15 protein-coding genes, 2 pseudogenes and 1 riboswitch are annotated in these 18,880 nt (G+C 58.1%); of the genes and pseudogenes, 9 read left to right on the forward strand and 8 right to left on the reverse strand.

All coding sequences use genetic code 11. The features are described 5' to 3' along the window. Positions 1–8: 8 nt before the first annotated feature. A complete protein-coding gene (locus ATK23_RS00710; protein WP_066140357.1) occupies positions 9–1,001 on the reverse strand; it encodes a DUF1852 domain-containing protein in 993 nt (330 codons plus the stop codon). Positions 1,002–1,123: 122 nt separating this feature from the next. On the opposite strand from ATK23_RS00710, the gene ATK23_RS00715 reads away from it, so the two are divergent. The 3 genes from ATK23_RS00715 to ATK23_RS00725 all read left to right on the forward strand — a co-directional run bounded on the left by ATK23_RS00715 (position 1,124) and on the right by ATK23_RS00725 (position 4,987). Beyond that, positions 1,124–2,065 (forward strand): LysR family transcriptional regulator, encoded by a 942-nt coding sequence (locus ATK23_RS00715; protein ID WP_066139973.1) that lies wholly within the window; start codon positions 1,124–1,126, stop codon positions 2,063–2,065. A gap of 232 nt (positions 2,066–2,297) precedes the next feature. Next, a riboswitch (SAM riboswitch) is annotated at positions 2,298–2,388 on the forward strand. Between the two features lie 89 nt (positions 2,389–2,477). Next, the gene (locus ATK23_RS00720) at positions 2,478–3,785 is read left to right on the forward strand and encodes an O-acetylhomoserine aminocarboxypropyltransferase/cysteine synthase family protein (protein WP_066139971.1); all 1,308 of its coding nucleotides are present in this window, start codon (positions 2,478–2,480) and stop codon (positions 3,783–3,785) included. Continuing rightward, the gene (locus tag ATK23_RS00725) at positions 3,782–4,987 is read left to right on the forward strand and encodes a cystathionine gamma-synthase (RefSeq protein WP_066139968.1); all 1,206 of its coding nucleotides are present in this window, start codon (positions 3,782–3,784) and stop codon (positions 4,985–4,987) included. Before ATK23_RS00720 ends, ATK23_RS00725 begins: the two co-directional genes overlap by 4 nt. A 1,357-nt stretch (positions 4,988–6,344) precedes the next feature. On the opposite strand, the gene ATK23_RS16165 is transcribed toward ATK23_RS00725, so the two are convergent. Beyond that, positions 6,345–6,584 (reverse strand): hypothetical protein, encoded by a 240-nt coding sequence (locus tag ATK23_RS16165; protein ID WP_022874873.1) that lies wholly within the window; start codon positions 6,582–6,584, stop codon positions 6,345–6,347. Between the two features lie 391 nt (positions 6,585–6,975). Next, positions 6,976–7,410, reverse strand: coding sequence for an Hsp20/alpha crystallin family protein (locus ATK23_RS00735; protein WP_066139966.1), 435 nt, complete (start codon positions 7,408–7,410; stop codon positions 6,976–6,978). A 128-nt stretch (positions 7,411–7,538) separates the two neighbouring features. Between ATK23_RS00735 and ATK23_RS00740 the strand changes: the two genes are divergently transcribed. Then, complete coding sequence (locus ATK23_RS00740; protein ID WP_066139964.1) at positions 7,539–7,850, forward strand: MerR family transcriptional regulator; 312 nt, start codon at positions 7,539–7,541, stop codon at positions 7,848–7,850. 185 nt (positions 7,851–8,035) lie between these two features. On the opposite strand, the pseudogene ATK23_RS00745 reads toward ATK23_RS00740, so the two are convergent. Beyond that, positions 8,036–9,106, reverse strand: a pseudogene (locus tag ATK23_RS00745) (IS630 family transposase). A 75-nt stretch (positions 9,107–9,181) separates the two neighbouring features. Further along, positions 9,182–9,487 carry a DUF4193 family protein gene (locus ATK23_RS00750; RefSeq protein WP_066139959.1) on the reverse strand — a complete coding sequence of 102 codons (306 nt, stop codon included), beginning with the start codon at positions 9,485–9,487 and terminating at the stop codon, positions 9,182–9,184. Positions 9,488–9,773: 286 nt separating this feature from the next. On the opposite strand from ATK23_RS00750, the gene ATK23_RS00755 reads away from it, so the two are divergent. Both ATK23_RS00755 and ATK23_RS00765 read left to right on the forward strand, forming a co-directional pair. Beyond that, a complete protein-coding gene (locus tag ATK23_RS00755; RefSeq protein WP_167550495.1) occupies positions 9,774–10,952 on the forward strand; it encodes a glycosyltransferase in 1,179 nt (392 codons plus the stop codon). Between the two features lie 95 nt (positions 10,953–11,047). After that, entirely contained in the window at positions 11,048–12,019 is a 972-nt protein-coding gene (locus ATK23_RS00765) for a glycosyltransferase (RefSeq protein ID WP_157801617.1), read from the forward strand. Positions 12,020–12,027: 8 nt separating this feature from the next. On the opposite strand, the gene ATK23_RS00770 is transcribed toward ATK23_RS00765, so the two are convergent. Further along, the gene (locus ATK23_RS00770) at positions 12,028–12,885 is read right to left on the reverse strand and encodes a glycosyltransferase family 2 protein (protein WP_066139946.1); all 858 of its coding nucleotides are present in this window, start codon (positions 12,883–12,885) and stop codon (positions 12,028–12,030) included. Positions 12,886–12,980: 95 nt separating this feature from the next. On the opposite strand from ATK23_RS00770, the gene ATK23_RS00775 reads away from it, so the two are divergent. The 3 genes and pseudogenes from ATK23_RS00775 (at position 12,981) to ATK23_RS00785 (ending at position 16,062) form a co-directional block, all read left to right on the forward strand. After that, positions 12,981–14,096: a glycosyltransferase family protein gene (locus ATK23_RS00775; RefSeq protein ID WP_211286057.1), complete on the forward strand. Its 1,116-nt coding sequence runs from the start codon at positions 12,981–12,983 to the stop codon at positions 14,094–14,096. A 167-nt stretch (positions 14,097–14,263) separates the two neighbouring features. Next, positions 14,264–14,785 (forward strand): annotated as a pseudogene (locus tag ATK23_RS00780) (DDE-type integrase/transposase/recombinase); the annotation flags it as partial. A gap of 107 nt (positions 14,786–14,892) precedes the next feature. After that, a complete protein-coding gene (locus tag ATK23_RS00785) occupies positions 14,893–16,062 on the forward strand; it encodes a YycP family beta-propeller protein (RefSeq protein WP_066139940.1) in 1,170 nt (389 codons plus the stop codon). Between the two features lie 263 nt (positions 16,063–16,325). On the opposite strand, the gene ATK23_RS00790 is transcribed toward ATK23_RS00785, so the two are convergent. Both ATK23_RS00790 and ATK23_RS00800 read right to left on the reverse strand, forming a co-directional pair. Beyond that, on the reverse strand, positions 16,326–17,426 hold the full coding sequence (locus ATK23_RS00790; protein WP_245858264.1) for an AI-2E family transporter: 1,101 nt from the start codon (positions 17,424–17,426) through the stop codon (positions 16,326–16,328). Between the two features lie 1,187 nt (positions 17,427–18,613). Next, positions 18,614–18,832 carry a hypothetical protein gene (locus ATK23_RS00800; protein ID WP_083515514.1) on the reverse strand — a complete coding sequence of 73 codons (219 nt, stop codon included), beginning with the start codon at positions 18,830–18,832 and terminating at the stop codon, positions 18,614–18,616. Positions 18,833–18,880 lie beyond the last annotated feature (48 nt).

The following is an 18,880-nucleotide window of genomic DNA, read 5'->3' on the forward strand; positions in this document are numbered from 1 at the left end:
TCGGAATCTTAGGCGACTGGAGTCGGGTAGGAGGAAGACCACTGATCTAGCAGTTGGCGATTCGGGATGATGAAATGCTCTTCGGTGAACTTGCCTTGGATCTTGCCCAACTGAGTTCGTTCTTCGCGGTCATAAAAGACGCGAGTGGGGGAGAAGTCTTCGGCGCCCAGGCTCGGGTGGTACACAGAAGGAGCGGCCGAATTGGCGTTATAGATTTCCGGGCGGTAGATCTTCTGGAACGTCTCCATGGTGCTGATCAGGCTGATCAGCTGCAGATTGGTGTAATCGTTGAGCAGGTCGCCGCGGAAGTAGAAAGCCAGCGGTGCGACAGCACCCTGCGGCATGAAGTAGCGCACGCTCAAGCCCATTTTTCCGAAGTATGCGTCGGTCAAGGAATTTTCATCCTGCTGGTATTCCAAACCGAGCACTGGATGGCTGTTGCCGGTGCGGAAATAGGTCTTGGAAGTCGAGACGCTGATGCAGACCACCGGCAACTGGGCAAAACGCTCACGGTACGCCTGTGAGTTCAAGAAATGCTGGAAGAGCTGCCCATGGAGATCGCCAAAATCCTCCGGAAGCACCGGGGCTCCGCTGTCATTGCACGAAGCTGGAAGCACCACGCTGAAGTCGTAATCGCGGACATAAGAAGAAAAATTATTGCCGACCATGCCCTGGGACCGGGTGCCCGTGAGTTTATCCACGATCGTGGTTTCAAGCACTTCTAAAATAGGAAATTCCTGATCGGTATTACTGGCAGAAAAATGTACATTTGCGGAAATGATTTCCAATTCCAGTGCATATCGGTCACCTTGGGGATTGTCCCAGTGAGCCAGGGAATTGAAACGGCGGTTGATCATCGTCAGGGCATTGCGAAGGTTCTCTTCGCGGCGCTCTCCGCGCGCCAAATTGGCGAAGTTTGTCGTGGTTCGAGAATTCGCAGAAGGGGAGTAATTCTCGTCGAATCTTGTGGTGCTAATGCTGAAATTTAATGCGTCTGCCATGATGGCCAATCTGTATTTGGGAGGCCTGGACAGGCCGAGGGGAAGTCGTTGCGTCAATCATGCAGGGTGATTCTTGATATCAGGTAACTCGATATAACTATGGATTCATATAGACTCTGGCTATGGTTCAGGGAACAAATGGCTTGACACTGCAGCAGCTGCGCTATTTCGTGGCGGTGGCCTCCGAGGGGTCCATCTCCGCCGCAGCCGACCTGATCTACGTCGCGCAGCCCAGCATGTCGGCGGCGATGAAGGAACTCGAATCCCGGGTGGGACGCACCTTGCTGATGCGCTCGGCCAGGGGAGTGACGCTCACTGCTGAAGGCGCAGAATTCCTCGGCTACGCCCGGCAGGTGCTCGAGCAGGTGGAGCTTCTTGAGCACCGCTACCTCGGCCGCCCCGCCGCGCGGCGGCTGCTGGGCGTCTCCACCCAGCACTACTCCTTTGCGGTGGATGCCTTTGTCCGGATGGTCCAGGCCAGCGGGGCCGAGGAGTACCAGTTTTCGCTCCGCGAGACGCGCACCGAGGAAATCATCGCGGACGTGCGAACCCTGCGCAGCGATATCGGGATCCTCTACCGCAACGACTTCAACCGGAAAGTCATCGACAAGCTGCTGCGCGAATCCCGCCTGGTGTTCCACCCGCTGTTCCTCGCCGACCCGCACATCTTCGTATCGCGCAGCAACCCGCTGGCCACCCGTGACCAGGTCACCCTCGAAGATCTCGAAAACCTGCCCCGGCTGACCTTCGATCAAGGCGCGAACAACTCGTTCTACTTCGCCGAGGAAGTGCTCTCCACGCGCTCCAGCCAGCGGGAAATCCAGGTCTCGGACCGTGCGACCATCTTCAACCTGATGATCGGCCTGGGCGGGTACACGATCTCCACCGGCATCATCAGCGACGAGCTGGATCCCTCCATCGTTGCCATCCCGCTGGACATTGATGAGCGCATCGAGATCGGCTGGATCGATCACGCTGCGATCCCGCTCACCGACCAGGCTCAGCGCTACCTGCAAGAAGTCCGCGCAGTGGTCGCCAGCTTCGGGGTGGAAGTGCTCGGCTGAGCCGCCAACAGCGTAACTCTCGGTCATCGAGTGCCGCTCCATCGTCATAAACTTCCGGAAAACCTTGAAAGTCTCGGGGCTTTTTCTCATTTTGGTGCGTCATAAAGTGGCGCCAGCCACCGCGTCATCATGACAAGTGCACGACATATGAAGCTTGGCGGCCTTGTATGAAGCCGGCCGCCCGATAGCGCTTGCACCCCTCGCAGCCCATGGCCAACCATGGAAGAACAACAAACCATCAAGAGCGACTAAGAGATCTGGCTCGTTGACGTCGCAGCAACCATCGGGAAACCGAAAGGTGCTAATGCCAGGAACGATGGAGCAGTTCCGAACGCGCTTTTGCGCGCTGTGCTTCGTGCCTTTGCACGATGCCTAATCGGTGCACTCCCTCGCAGAGAATCGAGGAGGAGCTATGAGCCAAGGAACCGACGCGGTCCACGCAGGATACCGCCCGAGCGGAGACTTCCGCCCGATGCTGCCGCCACTGCACAATTCCGCAGCCTACCAATTCCAGTCGCATGCCGAAGCGATCGAGAAGTTCGCGCTGCGCCAGGCCGGCTTCACCTACTCGCGCACCGGCAATCCCACCGTCTCGATCCTTGAACAGCGTGTGGCAGCACTGGAAGGCGGAGCCCACGCGGTGGCCACCGCCACCGGCCAGTCCGCGGTGGCGTTGTCCCTGCTGGCGCTGACCCAGGGACCCAAGCACATCGTGGCTTCCTCTTCGCTCTACGGCGGCACCGTGGACCTGTTCACCGACACCTTCGCAGACTTCGGCATCCGCATCAGCTTTGTCGACCAGGCCGATCCATTGGCTTGGTCGCAGGCCATCGAAGACGACACCCGCGCATTCTTCTTGGAATCGGTCTCCAACCCGCTGTGCACCGTGGCCGATCTTCCCGCCATTGCGGCCATCGCGCACGAGCGCAACATCCCGGTGGTGGTGGACAACACCCTGGCCACCCCGCTGAATGTGCGCCCGCTGGAACTCGGCGCGGACATCGTGGTGCACTCGGCCACCAAGGGACTGGCCGGGCACGGCTCGGTGCTTGGCGGGGTAGTGGTGGACTCGGGAACCTTCGACTTCTCCGATTCCTCTCGCTGGCCGCAAATCGCCGCCCCGCGCGAGCGGCTGAATGGCACTTCGCTGCTCGAACGCCACGGGCCGGCGGCCTACGCGATGCTGGTTCGTTCCAAGTTCCTGCACGATCTGGGCCCGACCCTCGCACCGGCCAGCGCCCAGGGCATCCTTGCAGGCATCGAGACCCTGCCGGTGCGCGCGGCCCACGTGCAGCGCAGCGTCACCAGGCTGATCGACGCGCTGGCCGAGTATCCCGGCATTGCCGCCATCCACCACCCCGCACTGCCCGAGCACCCCAGTCACGAGCTGGCCCGGACGCTGGCGCCGAAGGGCACCGGCTGCGTGCTGGCCATCGAGCTGGCCCACCCATCCCTGGTTTCCCCGGTGATCGACGGGCTCAAGCTGATTTCCCTGGCCGCGAATGTGGGGGACACCCGCACCATGGTCTCTCACCCGGCCACCATGACGCACTGCCGGCTCTCGGAGCAGCAACTGGCCGACGCCGGCCTGAACACCTCCACCCTGCGCTTGTCGGTGGGACTGGAAGACCCGGCCGACCTGCTGGCCGATATCACCCGATCGCTGGATCTCGCGCTGGCCGCGACCACCGCCGACACCAAGGAAGTGAGCTTCGCATGAGCGGCTTCAACACCCTGGCCGTGCACGCCGGCCAGCACAAGGACCCGCACACCGGTGCGGTGATCCCGCCGATCTACCAGACCAGCACCTTCATCCAAGACGGCATCAACGTGCTGCGCGCCGGGCACGAGTACTCGCGCGGCTCCAACCCGACCCGCAACGGCTTCGAATCCCAGCTCGCCGCGTTGGAAGGCGGGGCCGCCGGCTTCTCCTTCGCCTCGGGCATCGCGGCCGAAGATGCGCTGCTGCGTGCAGTGCTTGAGCCGGGCGACCACATCATCCTGGGCGCCGACGGCTACGGCGGCACCAACCGGCTGATCTCGAAGCTGCACGGCAAATGGGGGATCAGCTCCTCGGCGGTAGACATCACCAACCTGGATGCGGTGCGCGCCGCGCTGCGCCAGAACACCGCGCTGCTCTGGGTGGAGACCCCGTCCAACCCGCTGCTGGGCATCGCCGACCTGGCCGGCTGGGCCGCCATCGCCGCCGAGCACGGCGCCCTGCTGGTGGTGGACAACACCTTCGCCACCCCGTACCTGCAGCGGCCGCTGGACTTCGGAGCGCACGCGGTGGTGCACTCGACCACCAAGTACATTGGGGGGCACTCCGACGTTCTCGGCGGCGCGGTCATCGTGGCCGATCACCTGCACCGCGGCCAATCGCTGGCCGAAGCCGTCGGCTACCAGCAGTTCGCCGGGGGCGCGGTCTCCGGTCCGCAGGATTCCTACCTGGCCGCCCGCGGGCTGAAGACCCTGGGCCTGCGCATGGAACGCCACTGCGCCACCGCATCCACCCTGGCCCGCTGGCTCGATGACCGGCCCGAAGTCGCCCGCGTCTACTATCCCGGGCTGGAAAGCCACCCGGGCCACGAGCTGGCCGTCCGGCAGCAGCGCGGCTTCGGCGGCATCCTCTCGCTGCAGCTGGCCGACGAGGCCGCGGCCCGCGCCTTCGCCGAGTCCATGGAATACTTCCAGCTCTCGGTGTCCCTGGGCGGGGTGGAATCACTGGTCTGCTATCCGCGCGAAATGACCCACGCTTCGCTGATCGGCACACCGCTGGAGATCCCGGCCAACCTGGTCCGCCTCTCGGTGGGCATCGAAGAGGTCGAAGATCTGATCGCCGATCTGCAACGCGGGCTGGCCGCCGCCGCGAAAGCTTCCGAGGCCGACAACAATCAGCACCGCAGCCTGGCTACCGCCTGACCTGCCGTCGCAGCACGCGGGCCTTCCGCACAGGAAGGCCCGCGTGCAAGACGTCGGCACGGCTTAGCGATTCGCGCCTCCGGGTCACTCCAAGCTTGCAAATCTGGGTTCCGACCTAATGATCTCCGGCATCGCGATCTGTGCCCCTCACGACGATTGCTTTCGGGGAGCCGCCTATGCCGCGAAATCCATTAGTTGGCGATGGCAAGGACGGGGCCGTGGTGCAGTGGGCTCCTCCGAGGAGGTTCAGGCCTTGGAACCCGACTTGCCCAATGCGAAGGTCGGTGCCGTCGGCGCGCACGCCGGGGGATCGCCGCATGCGTTCGAGCTGCACACTTTCTCCCCTGAAGCCAAAGTGTTCGAGGATCAGGTATGCGGATCGATGAACGCCTCGGGCGTCCAATGGCTCACCAATACTGCGAAGACAGCTGCGAACTATCGAGCCTCCCGGAGAACGCTTATGGGCAGGTCCGGCGAGCACGCAGTCAGATTCCGGGGCAGGATGGTGTGGGCCGGAGGAACGGCCAGTATCCCATACTGAGGCACAACGGCAGTCTGATGACAGTGCGACGTCCATCTGCTCTGAGCAGGCACATCCACGTCAGGAGTTCCCCAGCCGAGGCGGTCGAAAATCCTCCGCCCTGGCGCCATGGCTGAAGCGGAAATTCATGCCAAGAACCTCTGTCTGGTACTGGTCTTAGCCGCCGGTCGCAACTAACATTTACCGGCTCCGGCGATAAACAGGGTCTTTGCATGTCAGAAACGCCGTTTAAAACCAAAATAGGTCGAAGGGCTCAAGGTCCCGTTGTTGCTATGGCAATTATCGGATACGCGCGAGTAAGCCGGCACCAGGGGACCCCAACGCCGCAGGAAGCCAAGACGCGTGCCGCTGGCGCGGAAAAGGTGCTTACCGAGCGCGGGGAATAGAGCCACATCGCCAGCCGGTCGCGATGGGAAGCATGACTGAGATACATGAGGGCCGATAGCAGGCTCGTGATCTGGGCACATCGGATAGCCGGCACCGAACGTACCCTTGAAACGCTCCGCGAGCCGGGAAACGCGGATTAATCCACTCAGTCTCGCCCAACCGCTCCCCGACATCGCGGCGCACACGCCTTTGGGCGATGCCGCAGCAGGGGCACTGACCATGCTGATTCATTTGCGCGTGCTCCACGGTCCGCGAGAACATTCGCAGGATCGCGGAGCACGCGCTGCAGCGGGCCGCCGGCTCGATGACCTATAGTCGATCAGTCTCTTAAACACGGTACCTAGCCTCGAAACGCCTATTCCAAGACTCGAAGGTCGACGATCAACAGGCAGATAGGTGAATAGTGTGCGGTGGCGGAATGTCTGGGTGTTATTGAGGCCCCTCCCGGGGTTGGGAACCATACAGTGAGTCGTTGACTTGATCGATCATTTCTTGAATCGCGTGGACTTTGCTCTGCCAGTACTTATTGTTCTCGCGAGCTTGCGGTCCTTCTGCTTCTTCGTTCAACTCAAGAAGCTCGCTGAAATGGTCTCGGTAGGCGCACAGCGCAGCATTGAGAACTTCGATTTGCTCGTCATTGAGATGGACGTTGAGCAATGATTCACGCATGGTGCTGATCCTTTCGTTGCCAGGGTGCGTCCGGTGCGTTCCGGACGCACCCCCGAATCAACCACTCCTTAAACGTTTCCCCGGGAGTCATCTCATGTTCGGTGGCGAGCGTGAATACACCCGGACGGGACCCGCCCGACGCACTGAACGTTGAATTGTTCGTACTTCGTTGGTTCCTTCCGGGCACCGCTGACTGGGCCGCGGAACATCCTCGATCGAGGTGCAAAGGTGCGATCGAGGCGGCTGATGCTGACGGGAAGCTGTGGATAGCTCGAGCTCGTATATGGCCAGAAGCAACTCGTCATCAGCGACCAGCGGATCAAGTTCCGAATCAATGTGGGCAGACATGACACATCATCTCCGCACAGGCCTCCAAGGGGCCTTTCTTGGGCTAACTGGTGATTTCCTTGGGGTTCTTCGTGCCTTGGCCGACCGCGACCTGAATCCGGCGGGGTTTGGCACTCTCGGCGACAGCGATGTCGACACGTAGCACGCCATCCACGTAGGTGGCCTGGATACTTTCAGTGTCCAAATGATCCCCAAGGATAAGTTCCCGGGTGAAATGGCCCCAGAGTCGTTCCGAGCCGGCGATGTGCTGGCGGTCTCCTGGTTTGGCGCGTTCAGCGCGGATGGTCAGGATGTTCTTTTCTACTGCCATGTCGATCTGCTCGGCGTCGACCCCTGGCAGGTCGAACTCAGCGTGAAATCCGGTGTCGTCCTTCCAAGCCTCCATTGGCATTGGGTGGACAGGTTCGGAGCTGAGCTGGGTGTTGAAAGCTCGCTGTACCAAGCGGTCGAAATCGCGAAGTACCTCGGTCTGCATCATCTGAACTCATTCCTTTCTGGTGTGACTCTCCACGATGCTGCAATTCACTTTCCGTTAGATCTATGTCTAACGATGTAGATTTTATAGCATGGGATTCTGAGTTCATGCAAGCCTATTGAAAGTAAAAAATGACAAAAAATTCGCCGCGACCCGTTCCTGTTGCTGGATCGCATTCGATTGCTACCGCTGCCCAGAGTGTGGGAGTGAGTGTGCAAACAGTGCGGTTGTATGAGTTGCGTGGGTTGATCACCCCGTCACGTACCAGCGGTGGCACGCGCAGGTATCAAGCCAAGGATTTAGCTCGGTTGCAGCAAATCTCAGAGTTGATTGATCGAGGCGTGAATTTGGCGGGCATTGGCATCATCTTGGAGCTGGAATCTGAAAATGAGAGGTTGCGTAAGGCACTTGCAAAGGAGTCTCATCGGCAAGGCGCGGATTGAATCATCAAGACCGTTGAGGGTCTATGCTTCTCGGCAGGGTGCCGACGAATTCTTGCCTAGGCGCCGCGGAGCAGGAAAATGCGCGTTCTGCTCGAGCACTTGGCAGTGGCCCTTGCTGTTTGGCGGACTGTTCTCTCCTGAACATTCTCTATGGAGCGAATAGTGGAGAGTTCTAGTGTTCCGTGTTAATTATTTGGTTGGGTTTCATCCAGCTCCAACACATTAGCCTTCGCCTTGCGGATCATCTTGCCCAAGAGGTGATCCGCGGTCTTCGTCCAGGCAAACGGCTTCGCGTCCTCGTTGTACCGTTCGATATACCGGTGCACCGCGGCCTCCAGCTCGGGAATCGATGCAAAGTTTGATCTCTTCAGGCACTGGCGGGTGATGACCCCGAAGAAGATCTCCACGATGTTCAACCAGGAGCAACTGGTCGGGGTGAAATGCAAGGTCACCCGTGGGTTCGCTGCTAGCCAGTCCAACACGTTCCGGTGTTTGTGCGTGGCGTAGTTATCGCAGCTCACGTGCAAGTCGATCTCGGGGTTCGCCTCGGCGACCTGCTGCAAGAAGTCCACGAACTTGACGTTGGTGTGCTTCTGGTAGAACTTGCTCGCGCTCAGCTTCCCGGTGAGGACATCCAACGCCGCGAAAAGCGTGGTAGTGCCGTTGCGCCGATAGTCATGAGTTTGCTGCAACGGATGCTCAGGAGCCAACGGCTGCACCGGCTGCGTGCGCGAGAGGGCCTGGATCTGGGTCTTATCATCAATGCTCACCCTCACCACCACCGGGGTCTCCGGTGGGGACAGGTGCAGGCCCACCACGTCGCGCAGTTTCGATTCCAGTTGCGGGTCGGTGGAGAACTTGAATGTCTCGATCCGGCCCGGCTGGATCTTCCAGCGTCGCCAGATCCGGGCTACCGTGGAGAACGAGGCCTCGTGACGTTCGGCCATGATCCTGGCTGACCAGTGGGAGATCCCCAGCTCGGCCGTGGGAACCCCGTCGTTGGCCAGGGTGTCGGCGAGGATCACCAGATCATCGATCTTCCGCGGTTTGCCCGGGCGAGGCGCGTCGCCAGGATCGTCTGTTCCGAGAAACCGGTGGATTCAACGATGTGGATGGTTTGGCACGCCGTCGGCGGCCAGCAGGACGGTGTGGGCGCGCAAGGCCAGTGAGGCGTTGGAATCCTTGGCTCGGGTCATGGATTCCAGGGTTGCCCGGTCGCCGTCGCGTAGCTGCAGTGGTTTTGCGTAGTTGGCCATGGAACCAATTTTCCCACCTGCTCAAAACAGGTGGAATTAACGGCACGCTACACTAGCTCCAAGCCTGCAGGACTATTAATGCATATGGACACAATCGCGGCAGATGATGCCTTGCTTGGTATGTTTTTCGGCCTGGCTTCGATGGCGAATAGTAAAGCACTCCCCGCAGACGAATTCGTCATTCCCTGGCGGAATCACGTTAATGGAAAGTTCCTCATCAACGATGGCGCCGGGAAGTTCCAACCCGTCAGCGAAATCGTTCTCTTCAAGCTCCGCTGACACGCTCTTCGCCGTGGGCGCATCCATCTTCTGTACATCTTGGAGGGTCTTTTCTGATGCTTCGGCAACGTCGGGTCGTGCCTCGTCGTAGTCAGTAGCCATGGCCAGCCTATTCTCCTGTAGTGAATTATCTTGAAGGCATATGGTAATGACACCGGAGGCCTGGTCAATTCAATGGAGATACGCTCAGGAAAACTTCTTTACTATTTGTCAGAGGTGTTTCATTGGCTGAAGATTCTGACCCAAAATCCAGCGGTATACGAGGTCCTGATCGCTTCGGATCTTCTGCGAACATAGGAGCCGATGAGGTGAAGAAGGGCCGTTTCCCATAGTCTGCTGGGAATTTCATTGGATGTCGAGGCGGCCGCCGGGGGGAAAGATACTCTGCGTGGAGAGTCCTATTCTTCCAAGCGAAAACGAACTGAGAACCGGAGAAACCGTGGCATTCCACGTAGTTGATACGCCTGCTCCCTTGAGGATTGCGGTGCTGGCCCACTTGCATTACCCGATCTGTCCACCGTATGCCGGTGGGATGGAATCGCACACCGCGCATCTCGTCAAGGATTTATCTGATCGCGGCCACCACGTGACGCTCTTCGCCAAAGAAGGCAGCAACCCTTTTGGCCCTGGTTCGGAAGGGAAGGCCGTCGGGGTACTGGCCGAAACTTTCACGGTTCAGGGATACCCGGATGAGGACCGACGTAATCATCAACATCACGTTCTGGACAGTTCGATGCAGGACGCTGTGCGAAAGGCCCGCGACGGAAATTTTGACGTGGTGATCAATAATTCGCTCAGCCCGGTCCCTCACGTGCACCTTCGAAACATCCCGACGCTGCATATTCTGCACACTCCGCCGCTTCCACGGATCACCGCAGTCATTAGCAAGAGATCATCCACGAGCCAGATGCATCGCTTCGCTACAGTTTCGGAATCGAACAGCCGCGCATGGAAGCAATGGTTGCCTGAACTGCACGTGATTCCCAACGGAATCGATCTGGACGCCTGGTGCGGCGAACCTGGGAACAGGATCAACCCCGGAACAGCGGCTTGGACTGGCCGAATCACTCCGGAAAAGGGGTTGCACGTCGCCATCGCAGCAGCGCGAGATGCAGGGATGAAACTGGCTATTGCCGGGCCTGTTCAGGATAAGGAGTACTTCAACAGCCTTATTGCCCCGAATCTGGATCAGGACATCGAGTATCTGGGCCATCTTGGTCAGGAAGAGTTGAAGACACTCATCAGCTCGCGTGAAGTATTTATCTCCTCGCCCCTGTGGGCTGAGCCTTTTGGATTGACGACGCTCGAGGCAATGGCTAGCAGCACGCCAGTGGCTGCCCTGCCATCTGGAGCGATGGGGGAAATCATCGGTACCAGCGGAGGGGCACTCGCGGATGGCTCCGATTCAGCCGCTCTTGCTGCCGCAGTGCTGAGGGCAGCGAAGATGGATCGCGAAGCGGTTCGGCAAAGAGCAATGCTATTCACACGAGAGCGCATGCTTGACGGGTATGAGGCTCTCATAGACCAGATCGTTCCCCGAGTACGTTCAGCGAGGCAGAATCGATGAGTAGGCCAAGGATCTCCTATTACGCCCACCACGTGGGAACAGGGCATCTTCGCCACGCCCGTAGGCTCATCGAAACTGGCGCTTTCGAGGTGCAAGTGGCAAGTACGGGGGAGGAAAACCAAGGATTGCTCCCGGTCGGAGCCAACTATGTTCCTTTGCGTCCTGATATCGATGATCAACGGCCGGAAAGCCCTGTACCTGTATCAGGAGAATTTCTGCACTACGCTCCCACTGGCGATCATATCGTTGAACGCTTCGCCGCTCTGAACCGTGCGTGGGAACAGTTCGCCCCCGATGTAGTCATGGTTGACGTATCGGTGGAGGTTGCTCTTTTTGCCCGGCTTAGCGGCTACCGGGTTGCTTTGCGCCGGATGCCTGGACAGCGGAATGACAAAGCGCATCTGATGGGATACGAGATTGCAGATGCGCTGTTCGCCTACTTCCCCGAAGCCCTGGAAGAGCGGGAACATCTGGCCAAATTCGGTTCAAAGAGCCATTACTTCAAGACTCCCGAACCTGCCTCGGGCTTCGATATGACTCAGCATGTCGGCGCATCATTGGCGGATCCTGTGCCGGGGGAGCGCAAAGTCGCAATGCAAACCTCATTGGCGGCATCGATCGGTTTGTCCGATATTGCGCATGCGGCGGCTTCTTCTCCACAGTGGTCATGGGACGTTCTAGGCTCTGTGCATGAGGACACCGATTGCATGCCTGAGAACCTCACGCTGCATGGAACAGTCCAGCAACCATCGCGCATCATGGCACAAGCCGATGTAGTGCTCACTTCCACCGGCCACAATGCCGTGGCCACCGCCGCAGCCTGCGGCAGACCGATGCTTCTGATTCCGGAGGAACGTCCCTTCGACGAGCAGCGAGTCTACGCTCGGATGCTGCAAAGAGCGACCGGTTGCATGACACTCGATTCGTGGAAGGAACCGGTAAATTGGAATGCTGTCCTGGAGCAAGCTGCTGCCAGCGACCCGCATGCTCTTTCCCGGGTTCTGTTCACCGATGCGGACGAATTCACGCGGCAGGTCGAAGCCATGGTTCGAGAGCTGACGAGCTGATGGGCAGCCTAGTAGGCATCTTGGCTTCGGGCGTGTTGAATCTGAAGCGGCGTGGGATGTTGCAAGATTTCGAGTGTTCGGCCATCGGACGCCCAGCGCAGCAACCCCATGTGGGCGAAAGCGGTGAGCCATCCTTCCATCGGCCACACGCCCCATCGAGCATGGAATTTCGATGCATTGGCTACGATTGCGTCGAAGTGGTTCAACGGCGGCTTGGAGACACCGTGATGCTGGTGGAAGACCACCGCACGGGTGAACACTACGGGGATGCCATGGCGGCGGGCGGTGAAGGCGAAGTCTGTATCTTCTGCCCCGTACCCGCTGTATTCCAGGCAGAAACCTCGGACTCGCTTGAAATCGCTGGAAGAGATCGCGAAACCCAGCGACCAGAAATGCTCGTGCATTTCACATGGCACGTCGGTCGGCAGCGCGGCTCTTGCATGGTGGGGAACCGAAAGCTCGCCCAGAGTGAAATCATAAGGCGTGGGTCCGGACGCTATGGGGCCTTTCAGATACCGGGGTTCGGCCATCGCCAGGGCAGAATGCTCGCCCAAAGCCTGCAGCAGGCGCTCGAATGCCTGTGCCGAGGGGATGCAATCCACATCAAGGAAGACCAGTTGCTTCGTGCTGGCATTGGCCGCAGCAATGTTCCGTGCGCGGGCCAGAGGTAATCCGCTTTCCTCAGGGGTGCTCTGGATATGGAGGGCTTTCAATGGCACATCGCACGAGACCGGTTCCGGGTAGGGGTCGTCCATGTAGACAACGATGACCTCTTGCGGCAGGACGCTACTTCGTTGCACTCCATCGAGCAGCCGTTGCAGGTGGCCTGCTCGTTGATGAGCTATGACGAGAACCGAAAATTCCATTCCAAACCAATTCTTCCTGCAGCCCAACCGATATAGGTGAATAGCAAATCAACTTCGACCCTACCCATCCGCCGCTCGACAGAGGAGAATTCGGTATGACTTCCCAGAAAGCTTCCACGATGATCCGTGTTGCTTCAGTACCTCAAGACCAGGTCTATATTCGGCATTTGGAACCATTGCAAGAACAGGACCGCGGGTCGCTTCGGTTGCCTGACCCCATCCATGCGCCAGGCTCCCAAAGCGAACAGTCACCGTGGTGGCCCCCGCTGATGCTGACTCCCGAGTGGGTGAGGGACAACCATCAGCGGTTCGATTTGATGCATATACATTTTGGTTTTGACGCGGTAGACCCACAGACATTGCGCAATACCATCACGGAATTGCGTCATTTCCACAAGCCATTGGTTTACACGGTGCATGACTTGATCAACCCCCATCAACCAGATGCCACGGCCCACCGCCAGATGCTAGATATCCTCATCGCCTCAGCTGATGCGCTGATCACCCTTACCCATGGAGCAGCCGCGGAGATCGCGGCGCAATGGCATCGTGCCGCCCACGTTCTGCCACACCCCCACGTCGTTGATTTCGCAACCATGAATCGGCTACGCCGACGCAGGGAGGTTTTGGCGGTGTCTTCCCAGAGGAGGACTCGTCATATCGGGGTGCACCTTAAAGGTCTCCGGGCTAATATTTCTCCAGCCATTCTGGAACCTCTGGCCCGAATCGTCGCGGGAATTCCAGACACTGAACTGCAGGTGAACATACATCGTCAGGTGCTTGATCCATCCAACCGCGAGTACAAGGCGGATCTCGCAGGGCAGCTCCTAGAGGGAGAAAGGCAAGGAAAGTGGAATCTTGAGGCGCATGAGTACTTCTCCGAAGAGGAGCTCTTCGAATACTTGGGTTCGCTGGATGTGAATGTCCTTCCCTATCGATTCGGCACGCATTCCGGGTGGCTCGAAGCGGCTTTGGATACTGGAGCTGCCATCGTCGCTCCTGATTGTGGTCAGTATGTGGGGCAGCATGCGTCGGTGGCACCGTACCGATGGGATTACGACCGTGTTGATGAGGACTCACTGGAAGAAGCAGTGAAGCATCAATTGGCTTTATCCAGCGTGCCGGGGATGGATGCCGAGGAGCGTAAGCGCCAACGTATGGCACTAGCGGAAGCCCATGAGCGGATCTATTTGGAATTGCTAGCAAGATAGCGGGCATGACAGGTGGTTAAAGGTTTGCCGGTGAATTACAGAGCTTCTGATGGTTGTTCTCCAGTAGGCAGGAGCCATAAAGTGAGTCGCTGACTTGCTCTATGAGCTCTTGGATTCGGTGAACTTTGCTTTGCCAGTATGGCGCGACGATGCTGCCAGCAGACCCCTTCATCAAAGCCCATACCGGCCAGTACCCGGTGAAGTGGATGTGCCAGAAACTGCAGGTTTCCAGGGCATCCTATTACCGGTGGCTAAACCCCTGCGAGGAGCTGAGCGAAGCCCAAGCACTGCGCATGCGCCGCACCGAACTGGTCCACACCGAGTTCGAGGCATCCGACCAGGTTGCTGGGGCCGGCCAACTGGTGGACCTGCTCCGCAACAACCAGAACATGCAGATTCCGAAGTCCACGGTCCTCTCGATCATGAAAGACCTGGGAATCCAGGCCAAACGGATGAGTGCGTTCAAAACCACGACGGTGCGTGACCACCAAGCGCGAACAGCGCATATCAAGAACCATATGGTCGACAAGCTCGGCCGGCGGGACTTCCGCTCTTGCCGGCCTGGGGCGAAGCTGGTTGGCGATATCACCTACCTTCTCACCGGAGAGGGCTGGCTGTACTTGGCGACGGTCATCGATTTGTATTCGCGTCAGATCGTGGGCTGGTCAATGGACGAGAACATGCAAACTCTCAAACACAGTGACGTACAAGACCCTCTAAGCGTACTGGAAAACTAGTATTTGAGCCGGCCTGGGATTGGGCCGGCCCCAAACTCTGCACCAGAATGGAACATTCCATGATTCACAACCGTCGTATCATCACCGCAGCGGCAGTGACGAGCACTGTTTTTGCCCTGGCTAGCTGTTCGCCAGCTGATCCATCATCCGGAAAAGCCGAGGCTCTAGGCGAGGCCGCGTACGCACTGTGCTTCAGTGCTGCGAGCAGTGACATGGATGGGGAAAGCCAAGACGGAAAGGTTGTCCTGGTAAAGGACGATGGTGCTTTTACAGAGGCGCAGACCTGGGGCATGGACATGTGCTCGATGGAGTGGACTGAGAAGGGGTTGTTCTTCAGTGATATGAAGACCGACTATCTGATTGATGGTGCCGGTTTGAAGAGTTTTCAGAATGCAAAAACTGATAGCCAATACGCCATGCTTGCCACAGCAGCGGATACTGCAGTGGGACTTTATAATCTGGGCTTCAGCGACGTGGGGTATACGACTCAGGTTGTGACCACTACCAGTTCCGGAACCTCTCTAGCTGAAGTTGAAGGCAGCTATTTCATTGCTGCTCAGTGCGAGGGGGAGGTTTTCGGAATTGGTTTGGCTACCGGCCCGTATTCGAAGACGGGGGATCCTGATACGGAGCCCATGGTTATCAGCCAATTAACTGGCACAAAGGACGGCAAGGAAAAAGTTGTCGGCAGCAGTACACGGGCTAGAGAGGGCGCGGTACTCAATAATGCTCCATGCCATGATGGAAAAATCTACTACATCTCTGATGAGAGACGAGGCGGATTGGATGTTGCTGCTAAGGCCGTCTTATCGATATGGGACACCAAGACCGGTAAGTATGAGAGCAAGGCACTGATCTCAGATGAAGCGACTGAGCCTTTCATCAGTGAAGATGGTACGGGCCTTCCCCAGGTAACCCGCCAGTCGCTGAAGGACGGAAAGCTTGAATGGTACGGGGTTAAGGACTCGATCATGTCTACGGACATTCAGACGGGACGGACAGAACGCAAGTTTACGGTGGAAGCGTATAGCGATAATTCGGCTTCGTCGAAGGCGATCTTCACTGATGCTGACGTTGTCATCATGGCGGATAACAATGATGGTTCTCCGTACAGGGTTTTGCGTTATGACCGGCACACCGGGGAAGAGGTGGGGCGGGCCGTGTTGGATGACGATCCCGCAAACCTCAGCAGTGGTTTCTTCTTTAGGGGATTTGCGGTGAAGCCGTGAGGGTCTACTTTGTTCTCGTTTAGCCGATTGTTTTGGTTATGGAATTTCATTTCTCTGGTTGTGATGACCCGGGCTGATGACGGCTGGTTCTTATCGAGTTAGATCGACTTTCTGTGTAGATGCCGAGCTTTTTCGTGTGATATGGACCTTTGCGCAGCGGCCGGGGATAGCCGTCTCGCGGCAGGCTACCCTTCAGGGACGACGCAGGTTGGTAGGGAACGGAAAATTGGCTCGGAGTCATAACGTCAGGACGCTGAACAAATCTAGTGATCAAGAACTGGCCGATGGCGGTTCGAGAAGCGATCACTGAACCATATTCTGCCGATGGCCCAGCTGACGGCCGCCAGCGGCACGGCAAGGATCGCCCCGATAATTCCAGCGAGCACGGCCCCGGCGCTTAACGCGATCAGAATAACCAGAGGGTGGATATGGAGGGTTTTTCCCATCACTAGCGGTTGCAGAAGGTTGCCCTCTAGCTGATTCACAGCGAAGCTGACGCCAATGATGATCAGTGCTGCCGTCGGGCCATTGGCCACGAATGCGACCAGAGCAGCGAGAAGTCCGGTGGTGGTGGCGCCGAGTATTGGGATGAAGGCACCGATGAAGACCACGACAGCCAGAGGAAGCGCCAGGGGTACCTGCAAAATCCATAAGGCAAGGCCGATCAGCACGGAGTCAACCAGAGCTACGATGGCTGTGCCACGTACGTATCCGCCTAGCACCTCTATACCGTGTATTCCGGCGAGCCGGGCTTTTGCCAATTGTCGCCCTTTAAGGGGTATCAAGCAGAATGCCCACAACTTCCTTCCGTCTTTGAGGAAGAAGAACAAAATGACTGCCATGAGGATGAAACCAGTGAAGACCTGCGTGGCAACGAAGATGCTGTCTACCGCGGTGTTCCCTGCCGCCTTGCTCGTAACGAAATCGCTCGCCGCGTTGCGGGCATCCTGGATCATGGCATCATCTACGGGCAATGGTCCCTGTGCGATCCAGGCGTACAAACGGTCAAATTTTTTCACCGCCTGATCCACAAGTTCCGCCCACTGGGCACGGATGGTTACGACGATCCCGGCGATGACAGCCGCGAAACCGGAGAGTACGAGAATGTAGGCCGTCCCGCTAGCCACCGTGTTAGGCCACCCCTTGCCACGAAACCAATTCACCAGCGGTGCGATGGCTGCTGCCAGAATTACGGCCAGCAAAAATGGGATGGCAACCAAAGTGATCTTGTGCAACCCGTAGACCGCAACCACAACCAAGGCAAGCAGCCATAGTATCTGGCGGGAGCGTTCACCAGCCCAGCTGAGGCTGTCGGGCCAGCGCATGCCCTCGGCCTGGTTCCGTTTATTATTTATCGTCTCCACGCGGGTCTCTTTTCTTGGGCAAGCTGCAGAAGGCCTCGTCAATTGCATTCAACTGCTCACGGCCGGTGCAAGATCTATGTTTCTTCGGGCGGGTAGCAGTGGTGCATGCTCCGCAGTTCTTGCAGCGCCAGAGGGTGCGGACGGCACTGGTTTCGCCGTCTTGACGAACTTGTTTTCGCGTCCATCACAGCGGGGTTGATTCGCAGTTGTTGACCCGAACACAGGCCTTCAAAGCATGTGCTCGTGGCGGTGTTGCTAGCAGGGAAGTGTTTCAGATGGATTCTATACATCTTTGGGCAGTGGACTTGCGTTGGGTGAGCTGGCTGTCAGCATTAAACACTGAAGCATCCCGCGATGTCCGTGGGATGCTTCAGTGCGAATAGGCTGATTTTCAGTTATACACAAGACTAGCTTAACTCTCCGCACCGCAGGTCAGTCAGCAAGATCAGGATCATCCAGGGAATTTTCAGGTTGCGCCTTGCCTCCTGCACCGAGGTGCGTGTTGTACGAGGTTCGATGTTCTAGGTCGCTGCGCACGTAACAGGGGATTTCAAAAGTGATGGCACTGCGTGCCCAGTACCTGACACGGAACGTTCTCGCCCCGTCAGGTGTGCCATGGGCGATGAATTCCCCACTGTCTGGCCTTGTGGTTCGGCCAGTACGTTTTCCAATGCCGGGTTTGGCAGAGAGACGAACCAGAAGCTCAGGTGGTCGTCGGGTTCATCGTAGATTGCGACCACTGCGGATCGTCCGTGGATGGAGACCAGTCCCATCACATCATCGAGTCGTTCGTGGGGTTGTGCCAGGACGATGGGCATCCCTTCCCTTCAGCCCTAGGAGGCCAGATGGATGCGTGCTTGGCGGGAGCCAAGGATATGCTTGACGTGTTCAGCGGTGTGGGATCTTAGGCTGTGGATGGACATGGCGGGCCTCCGCTCTTGCGGCTCTTGCGGTATTTCCAGTTAGAGTCCTGCCGCGATGCGTTGTCGTGGATGGTGAAGGTGCCGGGTTTGCCACGGGTACTATCGCGGAGTGTTCTTCCGACGGTACGCGCAATTCCCTCATATGGATACCCGACAGTTGAGTGTTGCTCTAAATGAAGAGCTAGTTCGCGGGTGATAGCCCAAAGAATGATCAGCTTATTCTGAAATTCCTTCGCGGAGAAGAATCGAGCAAGGCTCGTGTTGCTAGTTTCTATCGGTCACGTTCGCGGAGTTCAGCCAGGCTGCGTCAACCATGTCGAGCAGCCGGCGCATGCTGTGCAGTTCGGGCTGGTTTTGCTGGTCCTGCGCTGAAAGGTATCGAAGGTAATGCTGGAGCGCCTCGAAGAGGAAGTAGCTGTCTTCTTCGCGGTCGATATCGAGCACAACTCGGTAGGGGATAAATTTTTCGCTGAGCTCATCCAATTCATCCTGAAATGCCCAGCTGCCGACGTTGCGATGAAAGTCGGCTTT

Source organism: Glutamicibacter nicotianae (genome assembly GCF_002797775.1).
Lineage (GTDB): Bacteria > Actinomycetota > Actinomycetes > Actinomycetales > Micrococcaceae > Glutamicibacter > Glutamicibacter nicotianae.